General features: G+C 52.1%; 20 protein-coding genes and 2 pseudogenes. 15 read left to right on the plus strand and 7 right to left on the minus strand.

Annotated elements, in window-relative coordinates; translation table 11 throughout:
* Window positions 1-93: 93 nt before the first annotated feature.
* The 6 genes and pseudogenes from rng to csrD all read right to left on the minus strand — a co-directional run bounded on the left by rng (window position 94) and on the right by csrD (window position 7,053).
* Window positions 94-1,563 (minus strand): ribonuclease G, encoded by a 1,470-nt coding sequence (rng, locus tag ACFK9X_RS21360; protein ID WP_000123188.1) that lies wholly within the window; start codon window positions 1,561-1,563, stop codon window positions 94-96.
* Window positions 1,553-2,146: a nucleoside triphosphate pyrophosphatase gene (locus ACFK9X_RS21365; protein WP_000210307.1), complete on the minus strand. Its 594-nt coding sequence runs from the start codon at window positions 2,144-2,146 to the stop codon at window positions 1,553-1,555. The genes rng and ACFK9X_RS21365 overlap by 11 nt, the downstream gene beginning before the upstream one ends.
* Before the next feature lie 8 nt (window positions 2,147-2,154).
* The gene (mreD, locus tag ACFK9X_RS21370) at window positions 2,155-2,643 is read right to left on the minus strand and encodes a rod shape-determining protein MreD (protein ID WP_161126833.1); all 489 of its coding nucleotides are present in this window, start codon (window positions 2,641-2,643) and stop codon (window positions 2,155-2,157) included.
* Between the two features lie 2 nt (window positions 2,644-2,645).
* Window positions 2,646-3,698, minus strand: coding sequence for a rod shape-determining protein MreC (gene mreC / locus ACFK9X_RS21375; protein WP_000802538.1), 1,053 nt, complete (start codon window positions 3,696-3,698; stop codon window positions 2,646-2,648).
* 64 nt (window positions 3,699-3,762) lie between these two features.
* Entirely contained in the window at window positions 3,763-4,806 is a 1,044-nt protein-coding gene (gene mreB, locus ACFK9X_RS21380; RefSeq protein ID WP_000913396.1) for a rod shape-determining protein MreB, read from the minus strand.
* A 307-nt stretch (window positions 4,807-5,113) separates the two neighbouring features.
* A pseudogene (csrD, locus tag ACFK9X_RS21385) lies at window positions 5,114-7,053 on the minus strand (RNase E specificity factor CsrD).
* A 203-nt stretch (window positions 7,054-7,256) separates the two neighbouring features.
* On the opposite strand from csrD, the gene ACFK9X_RS21390 reads away from it, so the two are divergent.
* From ACFK9X_RS21390 to ACFK9X_RS21450, 13 genes are all read left to right on the plus strand, one after another.
* Window positions 7,257-8,231: an MDR family oxidoreductase gene (locus tag ACFK9X_RS21390; RefSeq protein WP_151117650.1), complete on the plus strand. Its 975-nt coding sequence runs from the start codon at window positions 7,257-7,259 to the stop codon at window positions 8,229-8,231.
* Window positions 8,232-8,343: 112 nt separating this feature from the next.
* Window positions 8,344-9,348 carry a protein-methionine-sulfoxide reductase catalytic subunit MsrP gene (gene msrP / locus ACFK9X_RS21395; protein ID WP_000723876.1) on the plus strand — a complete coding sequence of 335 codons (1,005 nt, stop codon included), beginning with the start codon at window positions 8,344-8,346 and terminating at the stop codon, window positions 9,346-9,348.
* Window positions 9,349-9,948, plus strand: a complete 600-nt coding sequence (gene msrQ / locus ACFK9X_RS21400) for a protein-methionine-sulfoxide reductase heme-binding subunit MsrQ (protein ID WP_001241497.1) — start codon at window positions 9,349-9,351, stop codon at window positions 9,946-9,948.
* Between the two features lie 392 nt (window positions 9,949-10,340).
* On the plus strand, window positions 10,341-10,811 hold the full coding sequence (gene accB, locus ACFK9X_RS21405) for an acetyl-CoA carboxylase biotin carboxyl carrier protein (protein WP_000354626.1): 471 nt from the start codon (window positions 10,341-10,343) through the stop codon (window positions 10,809-10,811).
* A gap of 10 nt (window positions 10,812-10,821) precedes the next feature.
* The gene (gene accC / locus ACFK9X_RS21410; protein WP_000884627.1) at window positions 10,822-12,171 is read left to right on the plus strand and encodes an acetyl-CoA carboxylase biotin carboxylase subunit; all 1,350 of its coding nucleotides are present in this window, start codon (window positions 10,822-10,824) and stop codon (window positions 12,169-12,171) included.
* A gap of 108 nt (window positions 12,172-12,279) precedes the next feature.
* Entirely contained in the window at window positions 12,280-12,522 is a 243-nt protein-coding gene (locus ACFK9X_RS21415; protein ID WP_000340016.1) for a YhdT family protein, read from the plus strand.
* Entirely contained in the window at window positions 12,512-13,963 is a 1,452-nt protein-coding gene (panF, locus tag ACFK9X_RS21420; protein WP_001175750.1) for a sodium/pantothenate symporter, read from the plus strand. The genes ACFK9X_RS21415 and panF overlap by 11 nt, the downstream gene beginning before the upstream one ends.
* An 11-nt stretch (window positions 13,964-13,974) precedes the next feature.
* On the plus strand, window positions 13,975-14,856 hold the full coding sequence (prmA, locus tag ACFK9X_RS21425) for a 50S ribosomal protein L11 methyltransferase (protein ID WP_151117652.1): 882 nt from the start codon (window positions 13,975-13,977) through the stop codon (window positions 14,854-14,856).
* Between the two features lie 660 nt (window positions 14,857-15,516).
* Window positions 15,517-16,482: a tRNA dihydrouridine synthase DusB gene (gene dusB / locus ACFK9X_RS21430; protein WP_001219664.1), complete on the plus strand. Its 966-nt coding sequence runs from the start codon at window positions 15,517-15,519 to the stop codon at window positions 16,480-16,482.
* Between the two features lie 25 nt (window positions 16,483-16,507).
* Window positions 16,508-16,804: a DNA-binding transcriptional regulator Fis gene (gene fis, locus ACFK9X_RS21435; RefSeq protein ID WP_000462905.1), complete on the plus strand. Its 297-nt coding sequence runs from the start codon at window positions 16,508-16,510 to the stop codon at window positions 16,802-16,804.
* An 85-nt stretch (window positions 16,805-16,889) separates the two neighbouring features.
* Window positions 16,890-17,774, plus strand: a complete 885-nt coding sequence (gene yhdJ / locus ACFK9X_RS21440; RefSeq protein ID WP_000642613.1) for an adenine-specific DNA-methyltransferase — start codon at window positions 16,890-16,892, stop codon at window positions 17,772-17,774.
* 82 nt (window positions 17,775-17,856) lie between these two features.
* Window positions 17,857-18,021 carry a DUF2556 family protein gene (locus ACFK9X_RS21445; RefSeq protein ID WP_000620015.1) on the plus strand — a complete coding sequence of 55 codons (165 nt, stop codon included), beginning with the start codon at window positions 17,857-17,859 and terminating at the stop codon, window positions 18,019-18,021.
* A gap of 150 nt (window positions 18,022-18,171) precedes the next feature.
* Window positions 18,172-20,271 carry a bifunctional diguanylate cyclase/phosphodiesterase gene (locus ACFK9X_RS21450; RefSeq protein ID WP_023209038.1) on the plus strand — a complete coding sequence of 700 codons (2,100 nt, stop codon included), beginning with the start codon at window positions 18,172-18,174 and terminating at the stop codon, window positions 20,269-20,271.
* Window positions 20,272-20,273: 2 nt separating this feature from the next.
* On the opposite strand, the gene envR is transcribed toward ACFK9X_RS21450, so the two are convergent.
* Window positions 20,274-20,936 carry an acrEF/envCD operon transcriptional regulator gene (envR, locus tag ACFK9X_RS21455; RefSeq protein ID WP_001085725.1) on the minus strand — a complete coding sequence of 221 codons (663 nt, stop codon included), beginning with the start codon at window positions 20,934-20,936 and terminating at the stop codon, window positions 20,274-20,276.
* A 413-nt stretch (window positions 20,937-21,349) separates the two neighbouring features.
* Here envR and ACFK9X_RS21460 point away from each other — a divergent pair.
* Window positions 21,350-22,548, plus strand: a pseudogene (locus ACFK9X_RS21460) (efflux RND transporter periplasmic adaptor subunit).
* An 11-nt stretch (window positions 22,549-22,559) separates the two neighbouring features.
* Window positions 22,560-25,673 (plus strand): efflux RND transporter permease subunit, encoded by a 3,114-nt coding sequence (locus ACFK9X_RS21465; protein WP_151117654.1) that lies wholly within the window; start codon window positions 22,560-22,562, stop codon window positions 25,671-25,673.
* The last annotated feature ends 43 nt before the right edge of the window (window positions 25,674-25,716 follow it).

Genomic DNA, 25,716 nt, shown 5'->3' on the forward strand with positions numbered 1-25,716 from the left:
TCTGCCAAAAAATACGACTCACAACCTTGCTTTGCCGGACGGCGGCGTGAACGCCTTATCCGGCCTGCAAATGCTCGTACGGGTCGCGGTCTTTTACATCATTACGACGTCAAACTGCTCCTGGTTATAAAGCGGTTCGACCTGAACTTTAACCTGTTTGCCGACAAAGATTTCGACTTCCGCCAGCGCGTGTGATTCTTCGCCTTTCAGCGCTTCCGCCACCGCAGGAGAAGCATAAACCAGGAAGCGATCGGAGTCATAAGCGTGATGAACACGTACAATTTCACGCATGATCTCATAGCAGACGGTTTCCACCGTTTTTACCGTCCCGCGGCCATGACAGGTTGGACATTCGTTACAAAGCACATGTTCCACGCTTTCACGAGTCCGTTTACGGGTCATTTCCACCAGCCCCAGCGGCGAAAAACCGTTAATACTGGTTTTCACGCGATCCTTACTTAACGCCTGTTCCAGCGAATGCAGCACCCGGCGGCGATGATCTTCATTATTCATGTCGATAAAATCGATAATGATAATGCCGCCCAGATTACGCAGGCGTAGCTGGCGGGCAATGGCCTGAGTCGCTTCAATATTGGTATTAAAAATGGTGTCGTCGAGATTACGGTGTCCGACAAACGCGCCGGTATTGATATCTACCGTCGTCATCGCTTCGGTTTGGTCGATAATCAGATAACCGCCGGACTTGAGTTCAACCTTACGCTCCAGCGCGCGCTGGATCTCATTTTCCACGTCATAAAGATCGAAGATCGGCTGATGGCCACTGTAATGCTCCAGCTTACTGGTCATTTCCGGGATGTATTCTGCGGTAAACTCCAGCAGCGACTCATAGGTCAGACGTGAGTCGACGCGAATTCGGTCCAACTGCGCATCGGCGAAATCGCGCAGCACGCGCTGCGCCAGCGCCAGTTCGCCATACATCTGGTAGCGTGTTTGCGGACGCTTTTTGCGCTCCATGACTTTCGTCCAGACGCGCTTGAGATAGGCGGCGTCAGACGCGAGATCCTCTTCACACACGCCTTCCGCCGCGGTGCGGATAATAAACCCGCCCTGTTCGTCGCAGTATTCCGCCACCACCTTTTTCAGGCGCTCGCGTTCACTTTCGCTTTCGATACGCTGGGAAACGCCAACGTGTGACGCGCCGGGCATAAAAACAAGGTAACGGGAGGGCAACGTGATGTCCGTGGTCAAACGCGCGCCTTTCGTGCCGAGCGGATCTTTCACTACCTGCACCATCAGATCCTGTCCCTGACGCACCAGTTCGGAGATATCGCGCACGGTAAACTGTTTTTGCTCGTCGCCCGCCACGCATTCGGTATGCGGCATAATGTCGGAAGCGTGAAGAAATGCGGCCTTATCCAGCCCAATATCTACAAAAGCCGCCTGCATACCTGGAAGTACACGACTTACACGACCTTTGTAGATATTGCCTACGATTCCGCGTCGCGCTTCGCGCTCAATATGGATTTCCTGAAGAATACCGCCATCAATGTACGCCACGCGCGTTTCCGATGGCGTTACGTTTACCAACAATTCAGCCGTCATGTTTATCCCTTTTATCACGCAGTGCGTTAAAATGACTCAACAACTCATACGTTTCAACCAGCGGTAAGCCGACCACGGCGTGGTAGCTGCCATTTATCTTCCTGACAAAACAGCCACCCTGCCCCTGAATACCGTATGCACCTGCTTTATCTAAAGGCTCGCCGCTGGCGACATAGCCAGTAATATCCTGCGCAGAAAGCGTGCGGAAAGTCACCTCCGTTACCACCACACAATCCAGCGTCTGCTGCGAGTCCGCAAGCGCAACAGCAGTCATCACCTGATGCGTATTTCCGGAAAGCAAACGCAGCATTTCTGCGGCATGAGCGGCGTCGCGCGGCTTTTCCAGCACCTCGCCGTTTAACACGACTATCGTATCCGCGCCCAACACCGGCAGATCACGGGGAACCAGCGCCACGCCAGCCTGCGCCTTTTCGCGCGCCAGCCGAACAACATACTGCTGCGCGCTTTCCTGAGCACGCCGTTGCTCTTCAATACCAGGCACGACCTGCTCGAATGAAAATCCAAGTTGAGTCAATAATTCCTGGCGACGCGGGGAACCGGAAGCAAGATACAGAGTTGTCATATCGACCTTTATTGCACAGCAAACTGCTGGCGTACTTTACGCATCAGCAAAAAGAGCCAGGGCCACAGCACGCCATTGACTACACTACTCCAGAACACTTCCGGTCTGAAAGAGACGTTGATCACTAAAAACTCGGCCCAGAAAACAATAATGTCCACGGCCAGTGAAAGCAACATTACCACCAGCGCCTGCTGCCAGAGCGCCAGGTTACGGAAGAGCTGGAATTTCAGAGCGACCAGATAGGCGACAATACTCATCGACAGAGCGCGCACGCCAAGTGTGGAACCGCTGATGAGATCAAGTATGACACCCATCACAAATCCCGTCCCCACATTTACGCGGTGCGGCAGGGCCAGAATCCAGTACAGTAAGATGAGCAAAACCCAGTTTGGCCGGAAAACAATGATGTCGTCCGGCCAGGGCATGATTTGCAGCAACAGCGCAATAAGAAACGAGAGCCAGATAACCCAGCGCCCCTGGCTACGATAGCTCGCCACCATTACCCTCCCGGCGCACGCGCAGGCGGCGTGGTCGCGCCCGAAGGCGATGGTTGCGTTGATACCGGCGCAGTCTGGCCCGCAGATGGCTGAGTAATCCCCGTCGCCGGGTCCGGCACTGGCGCCGGCGGCCCCATCGCATCCGGAGAAGGCAACACCTGCGGCATCATCTGCATCAGGCGCTCATTGGCGACGCGGTGAACCTCTTCCGGCGTCATCGGATTGGCGCCGTTACGATCGGCTCCCCACAACAGCAGCAGATAGCGTAAACGCTGCAAACCCGCGGTTGGACGTGCCTGAATGACGGTATAGGCGCGCTGAGTGTCCAGCTTGACGGAGGAGACCACCGCCACCGGATACCCTTCCGGGAAACGCCCACCAAGTCCGGACGTTACCAGCACATCGCCGACGCGAATATCGGTATTGGCGGGCAGATGTTCAAGCTGAAGATCGTCAGTGCAGCCGTTACCGGCGGCAATCACGCGGATGTCATTGCGCAGTACCTGAATCGGCAGCGCATGAGTCGCATCGCAAATCAGCAGTACGCGGCTGGTCAGTTTCGCCACGGCGACAACCTGCCCTACGACGCCTTTGTCGCTAATGACCGGTTGACCTTCATATACGCCATTAACGCTGCCTTTATCGATAACGACCTGATCGCTGTAAGGATCGTTAACCGTTGAAATAACCTGCGTCACCATTTTCTGCTCGTCCTGACGCAGCGGCGACCCCAGCAGCTCGCGCAACCGCGCGTTCTCCTGTTTGTACTGCCCCAGCATCAGCAGGTCGCTGTTTTTTAGCAGTAATTCCTGGCGCAGCGCCCGGTTTTCCAGCTCAAGCTGGTCGCGAGAAGCCAGCGTTTGCGACACGCTGTCGAGCAGTTCACGAGGGCCGTTTGAAATAAAATAGAAAGGACTGACGGCAGTGTCCATGTACGTTCGGATTTGACTGAACGTCCCCAGGCGGCTGTCGGCAATGATAACGCCGAGCGCCACCAGCACCGCCAGAATAAGGCGAATCTGTAGCGACGGGCCACGGCTAAAAATTGGCTTCATAGGCTATGCGTATTCTCGCGTCGGAGAGGCAGGATAATCCAGGGATAATCCTGCCCGTATCCAACTACTCTTCGCTGAACAGGTCGCCGCCGTGCATATCGATCATTTCCAGCGCCTTGCCGCCGCCGCGCGCCACACAGGTCAGCGGATCTTCAGCAACCACGACAGGAATGCCCGTCTCTTCCATTAACAGACGGTCAAGGTTACGCAACAGCGCGCCGCCGCCGGTGAGCACCATACCGCGCTCGGAGATGTCTGACGCCAGCTCCGGCGGACACTGTTCCAGCGCCACCATTACCGCGCTGACGATACCGGTCAACGGTTCCTGCAACGCTTCCAGAATCTCGTTTGAGTTCAGGGTAAAGCCGCGTGGAACGCCTTCCGCCAGGTTACGGCCACGCACTTCGATCTCGCGGACTTCGTCGCCCGGATAAGCGGAACCGATTTCGTGTTTAATACGTTCTGCGGTGGCTTCACCGATCAGAGAACCGTAGTTACGACGAACGTAATTAATGATGGCTTCGTCGAAGCGGTCACCACCAATACGGACAGAAGAAGAGTAAACCACGCCGTTCAGGGAGATCACGGCAACTTCAGTGGTACCACCACCGATATCCACAACCATTGAACCGGTTGCTTCAGAAACTGGCAGACCTGCGCCGATCGCGGCCGCCATCGGCTCCTCGATCAAAAAGACTTCACGGGCGCCTGCGCCCTGAGCGGATTCACGAATCGCGCGGCGTTCTACCTGCGTCGCGCCGACCGGCACGCATACCAGTACGCGCGGGCTTGGGCGCATAAAGCTGTTGCTGTGCACTTGTTTAATAAAGTGCTGGAGCATTTTTTCGGTCACAAAGAAGTCAGCGATAACGCCGTCTTTCATCGGACGGATCGCAGCGATATTGCCCGGAGTACGGCCCAGCATCTGCTTCGCATCATGACCGACTGCAGCCACACTTTTCGGCGAACCGGCACGATCCTGACGAATGGCCACAACGGAAGGCTCATTCAATACGATGCCTTGTCCTTTTACATAAATGAGGGTATTCGCGGTACCCAGGTCAATGGACAGGTCATTGGAAAACATGCCACGAAATTTTTTCAACATACTAAGGGATAATCCTGAAAGCTGGGGCGGAAAACAAAATCCGCTTACTTTACCAACCACACGCAGCAGCGACAAGGCGCAAAAATCATCTGCTACGGTGAAAATTAGTGCAGTTCGTTTCCTTTGTTACAAATCTCGGCCTGAGTCCCTCAGGGCTGAAAAAATCAGCAGCAATCCTCGCCTTCGTTTGCAACCTGTCAAAGGTCATTCACCTGCATATTTGCTGCAACAATCTGGCGAGCAGACAAGCCCCCCCCCATGAGGCGCAGCGCGCGTTATTCTACGTGAAAACAAATTAAACGGCAGGTTAAACCGAGTATCTTTGCGAATATTTTTCACGTTTGTGTCAAGTAGTTGGGAGGAGGCAAAAAAATCACCCTGCCCGCCAGCCACGCCGCGTTTTGTCAGCGTCTGCCACTCGCCGCGCGAACGGACGCCCGTCGCGTAAACCTGCGTAGGCGTGCCCGCGCAGGCCTCTACCAGACTTTGAACCAGAAGCTGGTTTTCCGTTCGCTTCTCAATGTTTCTGACCAGACTCGGATGCAGCTTGAGTAATTCCACATTGAGCGCTTTAATCCAGCTCGTGCTAACCAGCGTCAAACCCGCCTGTGTCACCGCCACCCGAACGCCAAGCGCATTGACTAAGCGAAGGATGGGTTGTAACCGGCTGATGTGTTGACAAACATCTGCCTCCGCAAGTTCAATAATTATGCGATTTCGCTGTGATTTTTCACACTGCATTAACGTATCGCGCAACCAGCGCTGAAAACGCGGACGAATCAGCGACTCAACCGTCAACTGCATTGCCAGATTTTCATCCGGCCAGTAGCCCAGCAACGTAATCAGGCGGCTAATTTGTAATCTGTCATACTCTTCCGATAAACCAAATTGCAGCACCATCGGCATATACTCCGCCGAGCTCACCTCTTCTTTACCGTCATAGATACGACACATCAATTCCCGATGATGTACGCGACCTTCTCGCGTGACCGCTGGTTTTTGATAAAGTCGCGGTCCGCCCCGGTTCAGCATCTGCTCAATCAATGTGCGCCAGCGCACATTGCCGCGCCCTTTTTCCGGCAGAGTGTCGTCGTAGATAGCCCAGCTATTTCCCCCCTGCAGGGCGGCATTCCGCGCCGCGGCTTCAGCATGTTCCATCACCTGCTCGGTGGACTGTCCGCTGCGCCAGGCGCAAATGCCGATATGTACCATATCGTCACGATCGAGCATTTTGTTAGCCGGTAGCGCATCGACAGCTTTTAAAAGTTGTCCGGCAATACTTTCCGCTTCTTTCAGCGTTCGATGCGGTAGCAGCACGGCAAAGTCGCTGCGGTGATAACGCGCCAGCAGCGAGCCTGGGTAACGCATAATAAATGTCGATAGCAGATTGATAAGCATAAACATCTGCTCTTCCGCCTGATTGCCTCCCAGGCTGTCGCGCAGAAGATTGAAGTCTGGCAAGCGGATCATCATCACCACGCCATGCACTCCCACTTTTTCCTGATCTTCCAGCAGCGTCGCCAGTTGGTTATCAAAGAACAGTCGGTTACCGAGTCCGGTTTTGGTGTCCTGCGCGGCGTAGGAGCGAATGAGGGTGTCCAGGCGACTACGCTGTTCGTGAGCAAACTGAATTTCGGAAAGCAATACATCAAGCGCGCTACTGGTGCGCGCTGGCCATTCGTAAACAGAACCGCGGACATTCGCCCCGCGTTCGCCGTTCAGAATACGCGTTGAGCGAATTTCCAGAAGCTCCTGCCCGGAAAGCTGCCGCTGCAGCCAGCGCACCGATAAAAACAAAATCAGAACGATAAAACCGATCGCCAGCGTCAGCGGCGCCGTGGTGATCAGTGAGTGAAAATAGTTACCCATCGGGTCCTGATAAACCAGACGTAGCGACATTCCTGGATGTTTTATCAGCGGTACGACCAGCTCGCGATACATGTCGCTGGTGCCGGCTGGCCGATAACCTCTGGCGCGAGAATGGCTGTAGACGCTGCGCTCCCCCTGCAACAGATCGACACGCACAATATCGGAAGCGATCATGAGTTCGTCGATTCGCGGCGTCAGCGAGACAATATCATGGGTCACCAGGTGCGTATCAATGGCTGTCGCCGTCGCCTGCACACGGCTGACATACTTATACTGTACGGCGTTATAAAAGCTTAGCGAACAACCTATCAGAGTCACGAAGATCGTTAACCCCGTGAGCAGCGTGATAAAAGCTGAGAATTTCGTCGTTAATCGCATCCTTGAGTTAACTCCGACGGTTATAAACAGTATGAAAAAGCGAATCTGAAGGCGGAATTCGCCACGGCGCGCAATGAAGCAGGCATACTACCAAAATAGATCTATCTGGCAATTTATTGCGTTGCATCGGCATCACGTTTTAATTAGCGAGTATAGTCTTCGTAGCTATTTTTCCAATCTACCATGTAAAGTGAGGACAGGTTATGCAGGCGTTGATCTTAGAACAGCAGGACGGTAAAACCCTCGCATCCGTGCAACATCTCGAAGAGAGTCAACTGCCGGCAGGTGATGTGACGGTGGATGTCCACTGGTCCAGCCTGAATTATAAAGATGCTCTGGCTATCACCGGAAAAGGGAAAATTATCCGTCATTTTCCGATGATTCCTGGTATTGATTTCGCCGGCACCGTTCACGCAAGCGAAGATCCTCGCTTTCATGCAGGCCAGGAAGTACTACTGACTGGCTGGGGCGTGGGCGAAAACCACTGGGGCGGCCTGGCCGAACGCGCACGCGTTAAAGGCGACTGGCTGGCCGCGCTGCCTGCAGGACTGAGCAGCCGTAACGCCATGATCATCGGCACCGCCGGTTTTACCGCCATGCTGTGCGTCATGGCGCTTGAAGATGCAGGTATTCGCCCGCAAGACGGTGAGGTTGTCGTCACCGGTGCCAGCGGCGGCGTGGGCAGCACTGCCGTTGCATTACTGCATAAGCTGGGCTATCAGGTTGCAGCAGTATCAGGACGTGAAAGCACCCACGGCTATCTTAAGAGCCTGGGAGCTAACCGTATTCTCAGCCGCGATGAGTTTGCTGAATCTCGCCCGTTGGAAAAACAGCTGTGGGCCGGTGCAATTGATACCGTTGGCGATAAAGTGCTGGCGAAAGTGCTGGCACAGATGAACTATGGCGGTTGCGTGGCCGCCTGCGGCCTGGCGGGCGGCTTCGCGCTGCCGACCACCGTTATGCCATTCATTCTGCGTAATGTGCGTTTGCAAGGGGTGGACTCGGTGATGACCCCACCGGCACGTCGCGCAGAAGCCTGGGCGCGTTTGGTTAAGGATCTGCCGGAATCGTTCTATGCTCAGGCCGCCACAGAGATTACGCTGGCGGATGCGCCGAAGTTCGCCGATGCCATCATCAATAATCAGGTTCAGGGGCGTACGCTGGTGAAGATAAAATAACGTCACGTATAAAAAAATTTACACTTAATTAACTATTTATTTTTACACATTGACACACTCCCTGTCATATTCACTACACGCCATGTTGTGGTGGGTAGACCGGGAGTCTGTGATGAAAAAGATACGTCCATTAACAGAAGCCGATGTGACTGCGGAATCGGCTTTTTTTATGCAGCGCCGACAGGTGCTAAAAGCATTAGGCATCAGCGCGGCCGCCTTATCCTTACCCTCAACGGCGCAGGCCGATCTCTTCAGTTGGTTTAAAGGCAACGATCGTCCGAAAGCGCCTGCCGGTAAACCGCTTGAGTTTAGTCAGCCTGCCGCCTGGCGAAGCGATTTAGCGTTAACGCCGGAAGATAAGGTGACGGGCTACAACAATTTCTATGAGTTTGGCCTTGATAAAGCCGACCCGGCGGCCAATGCCGGAAGTCTGAAAACCGAACCGTGGACGTTGAAAATCAGCGGGGAAGTCGCGAAGCCATTTACGCTGGATTATGACGATTTAACACATCGTTTCCCATTAGAAGAGCGTATCTATCGAATGCGCTGCGTCGAAGCGTGGTCCATGGTCGTGCCGTGGATTGGTTTCCCTTTATATAAGCTACTCGCGCAGGCACAGCCCACCAGCCACGCTAAATATGTGGCATTCGAAACGCTATACGCGCCGGATGATATGCCAGGACAGAAAGATCGTTTTATTGGCGGCGGACTGAAATACCCTTATGTCGAAGGGCTACGTCTGGACGAAGCCATGCATCCGCTGACTCTGATGACCGTTGGCGTCTATGGTAAGGCGTTACCCCCGCAAAACGGCGCGCCTATTCGACTCATCGTTCCATGGAAGTATGGTTTTAAAGGTATTAAATCTATTGTCAGCATTAAACTCACCCGCGAACGTCCGCCAACCACCTGGAATTTGTCGGCTCCCAACGAATATGGTTTTTACGCCAATGTGAACCCGCATGTGGATCATCCACGCTGGTCTCAGGCTACCGAACGCTTTATTGGTTCAGGCGGTATCCTCGATGTACAAAGGCAGCCGACGCTGCTGTTTAACGGCTATGCCAATGAAGTCGCTTCGCTGTATCGCGGTCTCAATTTGCGGGAGAATTTTTAAGTGCGTCTGACAGTAAAACAGATAACCTGGCTAAAAGTTTGTCTGCATCTTGCCGGTTTTTTGCCGCTTCTATGGCTCTTTTGGGCGATAAATCACGGTGGACTCAGCGCAGACCCGGTAAAGGATATCCAACACTTTACCGGTAGAACCGCGCTCAAATTTTTGCTCGCCACCTTGCTGGTTTCACCGCTGGCGCGCTACGCTAAACAGCCATTATTGATACGCACACGCCGCCTGTTAGGATTATGGTGTTTCGTTTGGGCGACACTGCATTTAACCAGCTATGCCTTGCTGGAACTGGGGATACATAACCTAGCGCTGTTAGGAAGCGAGTTGATTTCACGCCCTTATTTGACGCTTGGGGTCATTAGCTGGCTGGTGTTACTAGCGCTGACGTTGACCTCAACGCAATTTGCGCAGCGTAAATTGGGCAAACGCTGGCAAACACTGCATAACGTCGTCTATCTTGTCGCGATCCTGGCTCCCATACATTACCTGTGGTCGGTAAAGATTTTATCACCGCAACCGGTCATCTACGCGGCATTAGCGTTAGCCCTTTTAGCGTTGCGTTACCGGAAGTTTCGCCAGTGGTGGCGCTAGTTTGGTGAACTGTACGGTCGATTGCAAAACGCAAAACAGGTAATGTCCTTTTTATGTTTCGGGTTGATTATCTTCCCTGATAAGACCAGTATTTAGCTGCCAATTGCGACGAAATAGTTATAATGTGCGACTTTACATTGCCCAACGGCGATTTTCGTTCGCAGAAAGGGTGACAATCGAGCAATGAAGGTATATTTTGTTTTTTGCCCGAAAATGGCAGAAGATAGCCACACAATGACTGGCAAATCATGAATTTCACCTTCGGGTGCTACGGCATAACAGGCAAATCAAAGATGCGCGGTATTTTACCCGCGGCAGTCATTCACATGCTTTACAGACGGCGCTAAAACGCCTGTCACAATCACACTAAACAAAGAGTACGGAACCCACTCATGGATATTCGTAAGATTAAAAAACTGATCGAGCTGGTTGAAGAATCAGGTATCTCCGAACTGGAAATTTCTGAAGGCGAAGAATCTGTTCGCATCAGCCGCACAACGGCAAACGCCGGTTTTCCGGTGATGCAGCAGGCTTATGCGGCGCCGATGATGCAGCAACCCGCTCTGTCTAACGCTGTCGCGCCAGCGGCTACTCCAGCAATGGAAGCGCCTGCCGCAGCGGAAATCAGTGGTCACATCGTACGCTCCCCAATGGTTGGTACTTTCTACCGCACCCCAAGCCCGGACGCGAAAGCGTTCATCGAAGTGGGCCAGAAAGTGAACGTGGGCGATACCCTGTGCATCGTTGAAGCCATGAAAATGATGAACCAGATCGAAGCTGACAAAGCAGGTACTGTGAAAGCGATTCTGGTCGAAAGTGGTCAACCGGTAGAATTTGACGAGCCACTGGTCGTCATCGAGTAACGAGGCGAACATGTTGGATAAAATTGTCATCGCCAACCGCGGCGAGATCGCACTACGTATTCTTCGAGCCTGTAAAGAACTCGGCATCAAGACCGTCGCTGTGCACTCAAGCGCGGATCGCGATTTAAAACACGTATTGCTGGCGGATGAGACGGTCTGTATTGGCCCGGCACCGTCCGTAAAAAGTTATCTGAACATCCCGGCTATCATTAGCGCCGCTGAAATCACCGGCGCGGTGGCAATCCACCCGGGTTACGGCTTCCTTTCTGAGAACGCCAATTTTGCCGAGCAGGTTGAACGCTCCGGCTTTATCTTTATCGGCCCGAAAGCGGACACCATCCGCCTGATGGGCGATAAAGTGTCCGCGATTACCGCGATGAAAAAAGCGGGCGTGCCGACCGTACCAGGATCTGACGGCCCGCTGGGCGACGATATGAATGCGAACCGCGCTCATGCCAAACGTATTGGCTATCCGGTGATCATCAAAGCGTCCGGCGGCGGCGGCGGCCGCGGTATGCGAGTGGTTCGTAGCGATGCTGAACTGGCGCAGTCCATCTCCATGACCAAAGCGGAAGCGAAAGCGGCTTTCAGCAACGACATGGTATACATGGAAAAATACCTGGAAAATCCACGCCACATCGAAATTCAGGTGCTGGCGGACGGCCAGGGCAACGCTATCTATCTGGCGGAACGCGACTGTTCCATGCAGCGTCGCCACCAGAAAGTGGTTGAAGAAGCCCCGGCGCCAGGCATTACGCCGGAACTGCGTCGCTATATCGGCGAACGCTGCGCGAAAGCGTGCGTAGACATCGGCTATCGCGGCGCAGGGACGTTCGAATTCCTGTTCGAAAACGGCGAGTTCTATTTCATCGAAATGAACACCCGTATTCAGGTTGAACACCCGGTGACTGAAATGATTACCGGCGTCGATTTGATCAAAGAGCAGTTGCGCATCGCGGCGGGTCAGCCGCTGTCGATCACACAGGACGAAGTTGTCGTTCGAGGCCATGCGGTAGAATGCCGTATCAATGCCGAAGATCCGAACACCTTCCTGCCAAGCCCAGGCAAAATCACGCGCTTCCATGCGCCTGGCGGCTTTGGCGTTCGTTGGGAATCCCATATCTACGCGGGCTACACGGTGCCGCCGTACTATGATTCCATGATCGGCAAACTCATCTGCTACGGTGAAAACCGCGACGTGGCGATTGCCCGTATGAAAAATGCCCTGCAGGAACTGATTATCGATGGTATCAAAACCAATATCGATCTGCAGACCCGCATCATGAATGACGAGCACTTCCAGCACGGTGGAACCAACATCCACTATCTGGAGAAAAAACTCGGTCTTCAGGAAAAGTAATCGCACGTTAATCTCAAAAGGCCGGTGAATCCGGCCTTTTTTATTTCTGGGGATAGCGATGCCCCATCATGTACAATTCCCGCTTTCTTCACCCATAAGGGACAAAAAATGGACGCTCGTTTTGTTCAGGCCCATAAAGAGGCGCGCTGGGCGCTGTGGCTGACCCTTTGCTATCTGGCGGCATGGTTAGTGGCTGCTTACTTACCTGGAGACTCTCCGGGAATTACCGGTCTGCCGCACTGGTTCGAGATGGCCTGCTTATTGACGCCGCTGGTCTTTATTTTGCTGTGCTGGGCGATGGTGAAATTCATTTATCGCGACATTCCGCTGGAGGATGACGATGCAGCTTGAGGTCATTCTACCGCTGGTAGCCTATCTGGTCGTGGTCTTCGGGGTCTCGATTTACGCTATGCGCAAGCGTACCGCCGGCACCTTTTTAAACGAATATTTTCTTGGCAGCCGTTCGATGGGCGGGATCGTGCTCGCGATGACGCTTACCGCCACCTATATTAGCGCCAGTTCATTTATCGGCGGTCCCGGCGCGGCTTATAAATACGGTCTGGGCTGGGTCTTGCTGGCGATGATCCAGCTTCCCGCCGTCTGGCTTTCACTGGGTATTCTGGGTAAAAAATTCGCTATCCTGGCGCGTCGCTATAATGCCGTCACGCTTAACGATATGTTATTCGCTCGTTACCAAAGCCGCCTGCTGGTGTGGTTGGCAAGCCTGAGTTTATTGGTCGCGTTTATTGGCGCAATGACCGTACAATTTATCGGCGGCGCGCGACTGCTGGAAACTGCGGCGGGAATTCCCTACGAAACCGGCCTGCTGATATTTGGCGTCAGTATCGCACTCTATACGGCGTTTGGCGGCTTTCGCGCCAGCGTACTTAACGATACGCTACAGGGCCTGGTGATGCTGGTCGGCACGATAGTGCTGCTGGTGGGCGTGGTGCATGCGGCGGGCGGTCTAAGTCAGGCCGTTGACACGCTGCACGCTCTCGACCCCAAACTGGTAACGCCGCAGGGCGCCGATGACATACTTTCTCCCGCCTTTATGACCTCTTTTTGGGTACTGGTCTGTTTTGGTGTGATTGGCCTGCCGCATACGGCGGTGCGCTGCATCTCCTATAAAGACAGTAAAGCGGTACACCGGGGCATTATTATCGGTACGATTGTCGTGGCGATTTTAATGTTCGGGATGCACCTTGCCGGCGCGCTGGGTCGCGCGGTGCTTCCGGATCTGACGGTGCCGGATCTGGTGATCCCAACGCTAATGGTGAAAGTTTTGCCGCCGTTTGCCGCCGGGATCTTCCTTGCTGCGCCAATGGCGGCGATCATGTCAACAATTAACGCCCAACTGCTGCAAAGTTCCGCGACGATCATTAAAGATCTCTATCTCAACCTGCGCCCCGATCAGATGCAAAATGAGATCCGGCTGAAGCGTATGTCGGCAGTGATTACATTACTGCTAGGCGCGCTGTTGCTACTGGCCGCATGGAAACCGCCAGAGATGATCATTTGGCTCAACCTGCTGGCGTTTGGCGGCCTGGAAGCGGTGTTCTTATGGCCGCTGGTATTGGGTCTTTACTGGGAGCGGGCAAACGCGGCAGGCGCATTAAGCGCCATGATCGTGGGCGGCGTGCTATATGCCCTGCTTGCCACATTTAATATTCAGTATCTGGGCTTTCATCCGATTGTGCCCGCGTTACTGTTAAGTTTATTGGCTTTTTTGATCGGAAACCGATTCGGCTCTTCCGCTTCGCAAGCCACCGTATTGTCTACTGATAAATAAAGAGTTTTGCCATGCCATGGATCCAATTGAAACTGAATACCACCGGCGCGAATGCTGAAGAGCTGAGTGATGCGCTGATGGAAGCGGGCGCCGTTTCCATTACCTTTCAGGATACGCACGATACGCCGGTTTTTGAGCCGTTGCCGGGCGAAACCCGTCTGTGGGGCGATACCGATGTGATCGGTCTGTTCGACGCCGAAACCGACATGAAAGACGTTGTCGCGATTCTGGAGCAACATCCGCTGCTGGGTACCGGATTTGCCCATAAAATCGAACAACTGGAAGATAAAGACTGGGAACGCGAATGGATGGATAATTTCCATCCGATGCGTTTTGGCGAGCGTCTGTGGATCTGTCCCAGCTGGCGTAACATTCCGGACGAGAATGCCGTCAACGTGATGCTCGACCCGGGACTGGCGTTCGGTACGGGTACGCACCCCACCACCTCTTTATGTCTGCAATGGCTGGACGGGCTCGATCTCAACGGCAAAACAGTGATCGACTTTGGCTGCGGTTCAGGCATTCTGGCAATTGCCGCGCTGAAACTGGGAGCGGCAAAAGCGATTGGTATTGATATCGATCCGCAAGCTATTCAGGCCAGTCGCGATAATGCCGAACGCAACGGCGTGTCTGACCGGCTGGAGCTGTACCTGCCGAAAGACCAGCCAGAAGCCATGAAAGCCGACGTGGTCGTCGCTAACATCCTGGCAGGCCCATTACGCGAACTGGCCCCGTTAATCAGCGTACTGCCCGTTGAGGGCGGTCTGCTGGGGCTTTCAGGTATTCTCGCCAGCCAGGCGGAAAGCGTCTGTGATGCTTACGCCGAGCTTTTCACTCTCGACCCGGTCGTCGAAAAAGAAGAGTGGTGCCGCATTACTGGCCGTAAGAAATAATTCTTGTCAGCGTGGTCGCCCGGCCACGCTTTTCTCCACACAACTGCCTTAACGCCTTTCAGGCACCGAGACATCATTAAATTCATCAAATGAATGCCTGAAATGACTTCTTTGTCACTATCCGTCTGGATAAACAGCTGCTACCAGCGGACAAAAGGTACTGGCGTTTTAACGGGTCGCAGCCATCGCCCTCGTACTTAGTAATGCTGTCCGGGTTGTTCTGCAGCATCCGCTAACGCGCTCTTCAGCACAGCTGGAAAAATTTATGCGTGCCATTCATGAACACAAAAGCGCATCTGTGCGCCCCCTTCCGACTGGCAATGGAGAAAAGTCACGCGCAGCGGGAAGTGATCTTGTCCTGAAACGAGACGGCGATCCCATTCATTTGGGGTAATTAGCTTATAAAAAAAGCAGATTATTCCGCTTATCTTGTTTCTGGACGAAGAAATAGAGAGAAGTTACGGGAATTTGTAAGCGCGTACAAAACCGCCGACAATAAATAACCCTATGATTTTACTGAATTATAAATTTATTTTGCTGTTTTTAAGCACGATTCATTGATCTACAACAGTGGATTGTTCAAAGTTTGGCCTTTCATCTCGTGCAAAAAATGCGTAATATACGCCGCCTTGCAGTCACAGTATGGTCATTTCTTAACTCATGCGCATCGGACAATATCAGCTCAGAAATCGCCTGATCGCAGCGCCCATGGCTGGCATTACTGACAGACCTTTCCGGACGCTGTGCTATGAGATGGGAGCAGGATTGACAGTATCCGAGATGATGTCTTCTAACCCGCAAGTGTGGGAAAGCGATAAATCTCGTTTACGGATGGTGCACGTTGATGAGCCAGGAATTCGCACGGTGCAAATTGCCGGTAGCGACCCTGTTGAGATGGCCGATGCCGCACGTATTAACGTGGAAAGCGGCGCCCAGATTATTGATATCAATATGGGGTGCCCGGCGAAGAAAGTGAATCGTAAGCTGGCAGGTTCAGCCCTCTTGCAGTACCCGGATTTAGTGAAGTCTATACTCATCGGGGTCGTAAACGCAGTGGACGTTCCTGTGACTCTCAAGATTCGCACCGGCTGGGCGCCGGAACACCGTAACTGCGTAGAGATTGCCCAACTGGCTGAAGATTGTGGTATTCAGGCTCTGACCATTCATGGCCGCACCCGCGCCTGTTTGTTCAACGGAGAAGCTGAATACGACAGTATTCGGGCAGTTAAGCAGAAAGTTTCCATTCCGATTATCGCGAATGGCGACATTACTAACCCGCATAAAGCCAGAGCTGTTCTCGACTATACAGGGGCGGATGCCCTGATGATAGGCCGCGCAGCTCAGGGAAGACCCTGGATCTTTCGGGAAATCCAGCATTATCTGGACACTGGGGAGCTGCTTCCGCCGCTGCCGCTGGCAGAGGTAAAGCGCTTGCTTTGCACGCATGTTCGGGAACTGCATGACTTTTACGGTCAGGCAAAAGGGTACCGAATCGCGCGTAAACACGTCTCCTGGTATCTCCAGGAGCACGCTCCAGACGACCAGTTTCGGCGCACATTCAACGCTATTGAGGACGCCAGCGAACAGCTGGAGGCGTTGGAGGCATACTTCGAAAATTTTGCGTAAACAGAAATAAAGAGCTGACAGAACTATGTTCGAACAACGCGTAAATTCTGACGTACTGACCGTATCTACCGTTAACTCTCAGGATCAGGTAACCCAAAAACCCCTGCGTGACTCGGTTAAACAGGCACTGAAGAACTATTTTGCTCAACTGAATGGTCAGGACGTTAATGACCTGTATGAGCTGGTACTGGCTGAAGTAGAACAGCCCCTGTTGGACATGGTGATGCAATACACCCGTGGTAACCAGACCCGTGCTGCTCTGATGATGGGCATCAACCGTGGTACGCTGCGTAAAAAATTAAAAAAATACGGCATGAACTAATTTCGATTAGCTAACTGCTTGTTTAAAAAGGCGCTACTCGGCATGGGGAAGCGCCTTTTTTATACGCATCACATGGAATTTGGTCATGAAAGCGGAATGTGAACCTCAGTACTTTGGCGATGAATCGAAGAAGATTATTCACGGTGACGCGCTAACAGAACTTAAAAAACTGCCTTCTGAAAGCATTGACTTAATTTTTGCCGATCCGCCTTACAATATCGGAAAAGATTTCGACGGTATGGTGGAATCCTGGGACGAAACGTCTTTTCTGGCCTGGCTGTATGAATGCATTGATGAGTGCCACCGCGTACTGAAGAAACACGGCACCATGTACATCATGAATAGCACAGAAAATATGCCGTATATCGATCTCAAATGCCGAACGCTTTTTACCATCAAAAGCCGTATCGTCTGGTCCTATGATAGTTCCGGGGTGCAGGCGAAAAAATACTTTGGTTCTATGTATGAACCGATCCTGATGATGGTAAAAAACCCGAAAAGCTATACCTTTAACCGTGATGCGATTCTGGTCGAAACCACCACGGGCGCTAAGCGCGCGCTAATCGATTATCGAAAAAACCCGCCCCAACCATACAATCAGAAAAAAGTGCCGGGCAACGTTTGGTCATTTCCTCGCGTACGTTATCTGATGGATGAATATGAAAACCATCCTACGCAAAAGCCCAGCGCGCTGTTAAAACGGATCATACTGGCCTCTTCTAACCCGAGCGATACCGTATTGGACCCTTTCGCAGGCAGTTTCACCACAGGCGCTGTCGCAGCGGCGTCAGGTCGTAAGTTTATCGGTATTGAACTCAATAATGAGTACGTAAAAATGGGGCTCAGAAGATTGAGCGTCACTTCGCATTATTCAGAAAATGAACTTGCAAAAGTCAAAAAGCGAAAAACACAAAACCTGTCCAAAAAGCAGCGAAATGTCGGGATAAACGCGCTATCTTCAGAGAAGTAAAAGCATTGTAAGTCCGCTTTTCAGCGTCAAAATTTCATGTATATTCCCAGCACGCATGGGCATGAATACACAGGATTTGACGATGATACGTAAGTATTGGTGGCTGGTTGTTTTTGCCGTCTCCGTTTTTCTTTTTGATGCGCTTTTGATGCAATGGATCGAATTGATGGCGACTGAACAGGATAAGTGCCGAAACATGGATTCGGTTAACCCTCTTAAATTGATCAATTGTACCGATCTGGAGTAGCGAACCGGGCGATTTAACCTATGATTATTTATCACCCGGATTTCTTTTATCCCTTATAAAAACAGGGAATTAAAACACGTTGAGGATAAAAGAAGGGGTGATACTGTCTCGTCCTGTTCTTTTCCTGCATAACCAATGAGCTAATGATACATGCCGGTTAGTGAGTACAACCACATCCTTGTGGCGGTTTCATTTGCTGTCGCTATTTTTGCGTCCTATACCGCATTAAATATGGCCGGACGCGTAGCCGGAAGCGCCCGATCAAACGCCAGAATATGGCTAATGGGCGGCGGCTTCGCGCTGGGCGTCGGTATTTGGGCGATGCATTTTGTCGGGATGCTGGCGATGGATCACGCGATGAACATGCGCTTCGATCCGTTCCTCACCGGCCTCTCCATGCTGATCGCGATCGGCTCCTCCCTGTTTGCGCTATGGCTGGTTAGCGCTGAAAAACTGCGCCTGCGCCGTTTACTGCCGGGCGCGCTGGTGATGGGACTGGGCATCAGCGCAATGCATTATACCGGGATGGCGGCGCTGCAATTTGCTTCCATTATCGTCTGGAATAGCGCGTGGGTTGCCCTCTCTATCATTATCGCGCTACTGGCGTCCTGCGGCGCGCTGTGGCTCACGTTCCGCCTGCGTCATGAGGGAACAGATGTCGCCCTGAGGCGAGCAGGCGCCGCGGTATTAATGGGGATAGCTATCGCCGGCATGCATTACGCCGGCATGAAGGCCGCACACTTTCCCCAAAACTGGCCGATGGAGCATCGTGGCGTCGATAGCAACTGGCTGGCCGTTCTTGTCAGCGTGGTCGCGCTGACTATCCTGGGTATTACTCTGCTGGTTTCTTTATTTGACGCCCGGCTTCAGGCCCGTACCGCACTACTTGCCTCTTCGCTGGCGCAGGCGAACCAGGAACTGGCGCAGTTGGCGCTGCATGATACGCTCACCCGTTTACCAAACCGGGTACTCCTTGAGGATCGTCTGGAACAGGCCATCAGCAAAGCGAATCGGGAAAGCACGTCTTTCGCGCTACTGTTTATGGATCTGGATGGCTTTAAAGCCGTTAATGACGCTTATGGTCATGATATCGGCGATAAGCTACTGGTAGCGGTCACGCATCGTCTGAACCAACCGCTGAGCGGTCAGTTTACCCTGGCGCGGATTGGCGGCGACGAATTTGTGCTGCTTGCAGAAGTCAGCGCGCCTGACGAAGCGGCTTCCCTTGCCAGCGCGCTGGTACATTCGATAGATGCGCCCTTTACGATAGATCCGTATGAACTGGTCGTCACCCTTAGCGTGGGAATAGCGCTCTATCCGCTGGACGGAAAAAACGAACGGGAACTGATGTTCAACGCCGATGCCGCAATGTACCACACGAAACATACGGGGCGTAACGGATACCATTTCTTTCAGCCATCAATGAATATGCTGGCGCAAACCCAACTTCAGCTAATGAATGACCTGTGGCTGGCGCTGGAAAGACAAGAGCTCAGGCTGGTGTACCAGCCTAAATTTCAGGCCCCTGCCGGCCCCATTGTAGGATTTGAGGCCCTGTTGCGCTGGTATCATCCAAAACAAGGCGTACTGAATCCTGACCAGTTTTTACCGCTGGCGGAAAAAACGGGTCTTATCGTCACTATCGGTAGCTGGGTGATAGACGAGGCGTGTCGACAGCTCCGCGAGTGGCACTTACAGGGATACGCCTTATGGTCAGTGGCGGTAAATCTGTCCGCCTTACAATTTGAGCAGCCCGGGCTTGTGGACACCATTACGCGGAGCCTGGCCCGACACAGTATCCGTCCCGATTTATTGATTCTGGAAATCACCGAAACCACGGCGATGAACAAGCCAGAGCAAAGCGTCGCTATACTCACCAGATTAACGGAAATGGGGGTTAAGGCCTCTATTGACGACTTTGGCACCGGTTATTCCAGCCTTCTCTATCTGAAACGTCTTCCGGCGTGCGAACTAAAAATTGATCGCGCTTTCGTACATGAACTCAGCGAGGCAGGCGACGGCGCGACCATTGTTGCGGCTATTGTCGCGCTGGCGAAAGCGTTAAATCTGCAAATTGTGGCAGAAGGGGTAGAAAATGAAACGCAGCAACAATTTTTGACCCAGTTAGGATGCCATACGCTTCAGGGGTTCCTGCTTGGCAAGCCGCGTACGGCAGAGGAAATTGCTCGCGATATTCGGGACCCTGCCAATATATTCACAAGGTCAATATATAATATCAACTCAAAATAATCTCAGGCTTCTTCCGCCTGTTGTTCATTTGGCATTAATTGCCTCACACTGCCATCCGGGCTTAGCATTTTTAATACATTATCGACTAATGCAGGCGCCTGCTTATAAAGATCATAACTTGTGGGATTCATTAACCAGTTCTTTACTATTCCGCTAAAACTACCATGCAGAATAATTAATATGACATCCAGATCAAGACTGCCTGAGATCAGCTTTTTATCCATACATCGCTGTAATACTTCAAGCAGCGACTGATGATGGAAACCCATCTTCTCCCGAATGGCCTGTTCCGATATCATACCATTATGGAATTCACATTTATGATATAAAATCTGCATTAATGCCTGCTGACGAGGCACTGCCGCAATATATTGTAAGGCTGCAATAAATTTCTCTCGTAGATCCTGTAAAGGATTATCATTCCAGCATCCCGTAAGCCTATCCTGAATAAGTTCGCGTAAAGGTGGTTGCTGTAACCAAACCTCATTAAACAACTGCGTTTTATTCTCAAAGTGCCAGTAGATGGCGCCCCGCGTGACATCAGCGGCATCAGCGATATCATTCAACGTCGTGTTGGCAACGCCGCGCAAAGCGAACTGCGCAATAGCGGTTTCAATCAAATGTTGCCGCGTTTTAAGCGCATCCGCCTTCGTTTTCTTCGCCATAATTAAGATATCCTGGACCATAAAAACGATAAATACGCTGATAAAATACTCAGCACAAAAAACAACTTTACCATGTCCTTTTTAGTCAGACGAGAGACAGCCATTTTTATTTCGCACAATATCGCCAAATCAATAATAAAAACAAATAAATCAATAAAACATATTCATATAAAATATATATTTCTAATTATGTTATTCAACATCATGATTTTACTAATCGGGACATTATGAAACGACAGGGAATAGTTCTTTTTTTTTGCTTTTATGTGCCGTGAACCCCATCCCAAAATAAGTATTGCTTACATCACAAGCTAATAATTTGTAGGATACCCCACTGCTATTCTATTTTTCGCGCGTTAACGCCTTACCGTTATCCGGTGAATAACGAGCTTTCGGTTTTTTAAGGAACAGTAATGACGAAACATGCCAGGTTTTCACTCCTGCCCTCATTCATCATATTCTCTGCTGCGCTGCTGGCCGGTTGTAATGACCAGGGAGATACCCAAGCTCATGCCGGCGAGCCGCAAGTCACCGTCCATGTGGTCGAAACAGCGCCGCTAGCCGTAACGACCGAACTTCCCGGACGTACGTCCGCATTTCGCATTGCGGAGGTTCGCCCCCAGGTGAGCGGGATCGTGCTTAAAAGAAACTTCACCGAAGGTAGCGATGTAGAGGCCGGACAGTCGCTTTATCAGATCGATCCTGCCACTTATCAGGCCGATTATGACAGCGCTAAAGGCGAACTTGCTAAAAGCGAAGCGGCTGCGGCTATCGCGCACCTGACGGTCAAACGCTATGTTCCACTGGTCGGCACAAAATATATCAGCCAACAGGAATATGATCAGGCGATTGCCGACGCCCGCCAGGCCGATGCCGCCGTTGTGGCGGCAAAAGCCGCTGTTGAAAGCGCGCGTATTAACCTTGCGTATACCAAAGTCACCTCACCCATCAGCGGGCGTATAGGAAAATCTAATGTGACTGAAGGCGCGCTGGTGACTAATGGTCAGTCAACTGAACTGGCTACCGTGCAACAACTCGATCCGATTTATGTCGACGTGACGCAATCAAGCAACAACTCGATCCGATTTATGTCGACGTGACGCAATCAAGCAACGACTTTATGCGACTCAAGCAATCCGTCGAACAAGGTAACCTGCATAAAGACAGCGCCAGTAGCACGGTTCAACTGGTAATGGAAAATGGTCAGGTCTACCCGATTAAAGGCACGCTGCAATTTTCCGACGTTACCGTAGATGAAAGCACCGGCTCTATCACGCTCAGGGCGGTGTTCCCTAACCCGCAACACAGTCTGCTTCCCGGTATGTTTGTTCGCGCCCGCATTGATGAAGGCGTCCAGCCCAATGCCATCCTTGTCCCCCAGCAGGGCGTGACCCGCACGCCGCGCGGCGACGCAATGGTGATGGTGGTTAACGATAAAAGCCAGGTCGAAGCCCGCAATGTCGTGGCGGCGCAGGCTATTGGCGATAAATGGCTCATCAGCGAAGGGTTAAAACCGGGCGATAAGGTCATCGTCAGCGGCTTACAAAAAGCGCGACCGGGCGTCCAGGTGAAAGCCACTACCGATGCTCCTGCAGCGAAAACGGCGCAATAAGGTAACCGTACATGGCAAACTTTTTTATTAGACGTCCTATTTTCGCCTGGGTTCTGGCCATTATCCTGATGATGGCTGGCGCACTGGCAATAATGCAACTTCCCGTTGCGCAGTATCCAACCATTGCGCCGCCAGCGGTTTCTATTTCTGCAACCTATCCTGGCGCGGATGCGCAGACGGTACAGGATACGGTTACTCAGGTTATCGAACAAAATATGAACGGTATCGATAACCTGATGTATATGTCCTCTACCAGCGACTCTGCTGGTAGCGTGACCATCACCCTGACCTTCCAGTCCGGAACCGATCCGGATATCGCGCAGGTTCAGGTGCAAAATAAATTGCAGCTCGCCACGCCTTTACTGCCGCAAGAAGTCCAGCAGCAGGGGATTAGCGTTGAAAAGTCCAGCAGCAGCTTTTTGATGGTCGCCGGATTCGTCTCGGATAATCCGAACACTACCCAGGACGACATCTCTGACTATGTCGCCTCTAACATTAAGGATTCTATCAGCCGTCTGAATGGTGTGGGCGACGTTCAGCTCTTTGGCGCACAGTACGCCATGCGTATCTGGCTGGATGCGAATCTGCTAAATAAATACCAACTCACGCCAGTTGACGTCATCAACCAGTTAAAAGTACAGAACGACCAGATTGCGGCAGGCCAACTGGGCGGTACGCCAGCATTACCGGGCCAGCAACTTAACGCCTCAATCATCGCCCAAACGCGTCTGAAAGATCCGGAAGAGTTCGGCAAAGTTACGTTGCGTGTCAATACCGACGGTTCTGTCGTCCATCTCAAAGATGTCGCGCGTATTGAGCTTGGCGGTGAAAACTATAACGTTGTAGCGCGCATTAACGGTAAACCGGCCTCCGGTCTCGGTATTAAACTGGCGACCGGCGCTAACGCGCTGGATACCGCAACCGCAATCAAAGCGAAACTGGCGGAGCTGCAGCCTTTCTTCCCTCAGGGAATGAAGGTGGTTTATCCTTATGACACAACGCCCTTCGTAAAAATATCTATCCACGAAGTGGTAAAAACGCTGTTTGAAGCGATTATTCTGGTGTTCCTGGTAATGTATCTGTTCTTACAGAATATCCGGGCACCCCTGATTCCTACCATCGCTGTTCCTGTCGTGTTGCTAGGCACTTTTGCGGTACTCGCCGCCTTTGGCTATTCCATCAATACCCTGACGATGTTTGGTATGGTACTGGCGATAGGGCTGTTGGTTGACGATGCGATAGTGGTCGTAGAAAACGTTGAACGTGTAATGATGGAGGATAACCTTTCTCCCCGAGAGGCGACGGAAAAATCCATGTCGCAGATTCAGGGAGCGCTGGTTGGTATCGCGATGGTACTGTCTGCGGTATTTATCCCGATGGCCTTTTTTGGCGGCTCGACCGGGGCAATTTATCGCCAGTTCTCTATTACTATTGTTTCAGCAATGGCGCTATCCGTTCTGGTTGCGTTGATTCTGACGCCAGCACTGTGCGCTACGCTGCTTAAACCCGTATCTGCTGAACATCACGAGAAAAAAAGCGGCTTCTTTGGCTGGTTCAATACCAGGTTTGACCACAGCGTTAACCACTATACTAACAGCGTAAGCGGCATCGTGCGTAATACGGGTCGCTATCTCATTATCTATCTACTTATTGTAGTCGGAATGGCGGTTCTGTTTTTACGCCTCCCGACCTCCTTCCTGCCGGAAGAAGATCAGGGGGTATTCCTGACCATGATTCAGCTCCCCTCTGGCGCTACGCAAGAACGTACGCAGAAAGTGCTGGATCAAGTCACTCATTACTACCTGAATAATGAAAAAGCGAACGTCGAAAGCGTGTTTACCGTAAACGGCTTTAGCTTTAGCGGTCAGGGACAAAACTCAGGGATGGCATTTGTCAGCCTTAAACCCTGGGAAGAGCGTAACGGTGAAGAAAATAGCGTCGAAGCCGTTATCGCCAGAGCGACACGCGCCTTCAGCCAGATTCGCGACGGGTTGGTGTTCCCCTTCAACATGCCGGCAATTGTCGAGTTAGGTACCGCGACAGGTTCCGACTTTGAACTGATTGATCAGGGAGGACTCGGTCACGATGCGTTAACAAAAGCGCGTAATCAACTCCTGGGTATGGTCGCGAAGCATCCTGATCTATTAGTGCGCGTACGCCCGAACGGGCTGGAAGACACGCCACAGTTCAAGCTGGATGTCGATCAAGAAAAAACGCAGGCGCTCGGTGTTTCGCTGTCTGATATCAACGAAACCATCTCCGCGGCGTTGGGCGGCTATTACGTTAACGACTTTATCGATCGCGGACGAGTGAAAAAAGTATACGTTCAGGCTGACGCTCAGTTCCGTATGCTGCCGGGAGATATCAACAATCTTTATGTACGCAGCGCCAATGGCGAGATGGTGCCCTTCTCTACCTTTAGCTCAGCACGGTGGATTTATGGTTCGCCACGCCTGGAACGCTATAACGGGATGCCGTCAATGGAACTGCTCGGTGAAGCAGCGCCCGGACGAAGTACCGGTGAAGCCATGTCGTTAATGGAAAACCTGGCTTCACAGCTGCCAAACGGTATTGGCTATGACTGGACAGGTATGTCGTATCAGGAACGGTTGTCAGGTAACCAGGCGCCGGCGCTGTACGCAATCTCACTCATTGTCGTTTTCCTCTGCCTTGCCGCTCTGTATGAAAGCTGGTCAATTCCGTTCTCGGTAATGCTGGTCGTACCGCTCGGCGTGGTTGGCGCTCTGCTTGCAGCGTCATTGCGCGGTCTGAACAATGACGTTTACTTCCAGGTTGGCTTGTTAACCACTATTGGCCTTTCTGCTAAAAACGCCATCCTGATTGTTGAGTTCGCCAAAGATCTCATGGAAAAAGAAGGACGTGGATTGATTGAAGCGACGCTGGAAGCATCCCGTATGCGTTTACGTCCTATTCTAATGACCTCGCTGGCCTTTATTCTCGGGGTAATGCCGTTAGTTATCAGTCGTGGCGCAGGTAGTGGTGCACAGAACGCAGTAGGCACAGGGGTTATGGGGGGAATGTTAACCGCAACCTTATTAGCTATCTTCTTCGTGCCAGTATTCTTCGTTGTTGTAAAACGCCGATTTAATCGCCATCATGATTAACCGGTAAACAGAGGCGTCTTCGGACGCCTTTTTAAACGGTACG

The sequence above is a fragment of the Salmonella sp. WC3 genome (assembly GCF_042932255.1).
Classification (GTDB): Bacteria; Pseudomonadota; Gammaproteobacteria; order Enterobacterales; family Enterobacteriaceae; genus Salmonella; species Salmonella enterica.

What these genes read in the sequence shown, in the direction of transcription:
- ACFK9X_RS21365 (WP_000210307.1), bottom strand. Translation starts at nt 2,146, where the DNA reads ATGACAACTCTGTATCTTGCTTCCGGTTCCCCGCGTCGCCAGGAATTA.
- dusB (WP_001219664.1), top strand. Translation starts at nt 15,517, where the DNA reads ATGCGCATCGGACAATATCAGCTCAGAAATCGCCTGATCGCAGCGCCC.
- rng (WP_000123188.1), bottom strand. Translation starts at nt 1,563, where the DNA reads ATGACGGCTGAATTGTTGGTAAACGTAACGCCATCGGAAACGCGCGTG.
- yhdJ (WP_000642613.1), top strand. Translation starts at nt 16,890, where the DNA reads ATGAAAGCGGAATGTGAACCTCAGTACTTTGGCGATGAATCGAAGAAG.
- ACFK9X_RS21450 (WP_023209038.1), top strand. Translation starts at nt 18,172, where the DNA reads ATGCCGGTTAGTGAGTACAACCACATCCTTGTGGCGGTTTCATTTGCT.
- envR (WP_001085725.1), bottom strand. Translation starts at nt 20,936, where the DNA reads ATGGCGAAGAAAACGAAGGCGGATGCGCTTAAAACGCGGCAACATTTG.
- msrP (WP_000723876.1), top strand. Translation starts at nt 8,344, where the DNA reads ATGAAAAAGATACGTCCATTAACAGAAGCCGATGTGACTGCGGAATCG.
- mreB (WP_000913396.1), bottom strand. Translation starts at nt 4,806, where the DNA reads ATGTTGAAAAAATTTCGTGGCATGTTTTCCAATGACCTGTCCATTGAC.
- accC (WP_000884627.1), top strand. Translation starts at nt 10,822, where the DNA reads ATGTTGGATAAAATTGTCATCGCCAACCGCGGCGAGATCGCACTACGT.
- ACFK9X_RS21415 (WP_000340016.1), top strand. Translation starts at nt 12,280, where the DNA reads ATGGACGCTCGTTTTGTTCAGGCCCATAAAGAGGCGCGCTGGGCGCTG.
- fis (WP_000462905.1), top strand. Translation starts at nt 16,508, where the DNA reads ATGTTCGAACAACGCGTAAATTCTGACGTACTGACCGTATCTACCGTT.
- accB (WP_000354626.1), top strand. Translation starts at nt 10,341, where the DNA reads ATGGATATTCGTAAGATTAAAAAACTGATCGAGCTGGTTGAAGAATCA.
- panF (WP_001175750.1), top strand. Translation starts at nt 12,512, where the DNA reads ATGCAGCTTGAGGTCATTCTACCGCTGGTAGCCTATCTGGTCGTGGTC.
- ACFK9X_RS21390 (WP_151117650.1), top strand. Translation starts at nt 7,257, where the DNA reads ATGCAGGCGTTGATCTTAGAACAGCAGGACGGTAAAACCCTCGCATCC.
- ACFK9X_RS21445 (WP_000620015.1), top strand. Translation starts at nt 17,857, where the DNA reads ATGATACGTAAGTATTGGTGGCTGGTTGTTTTTGCCGTCTCCGTTTTT.
- prmA (WP_151117652.1), top strand. Translation starts at nt 13,975, where the DNA reads ATGCCATGGATCCAATTGAAACTGAATACCACCGGCGCGAATGCTGAA.
- mreC (WP_000802538.1), bottom strand. Translation starts at nt 3,698, where the DNA reads ATGAAGCCAATTTTTAGCCGTGGCCCGTCGCTACAGATTCGCCTTATT.
- ACFK9X_RS21465 (WP_151117654.1), top strand. Translation starts at nt 22,560, where the DNA reads ATGGCAAACTTTTTTATTAGACGTCCTATTTTCGCCTGGGTTCTGGCC.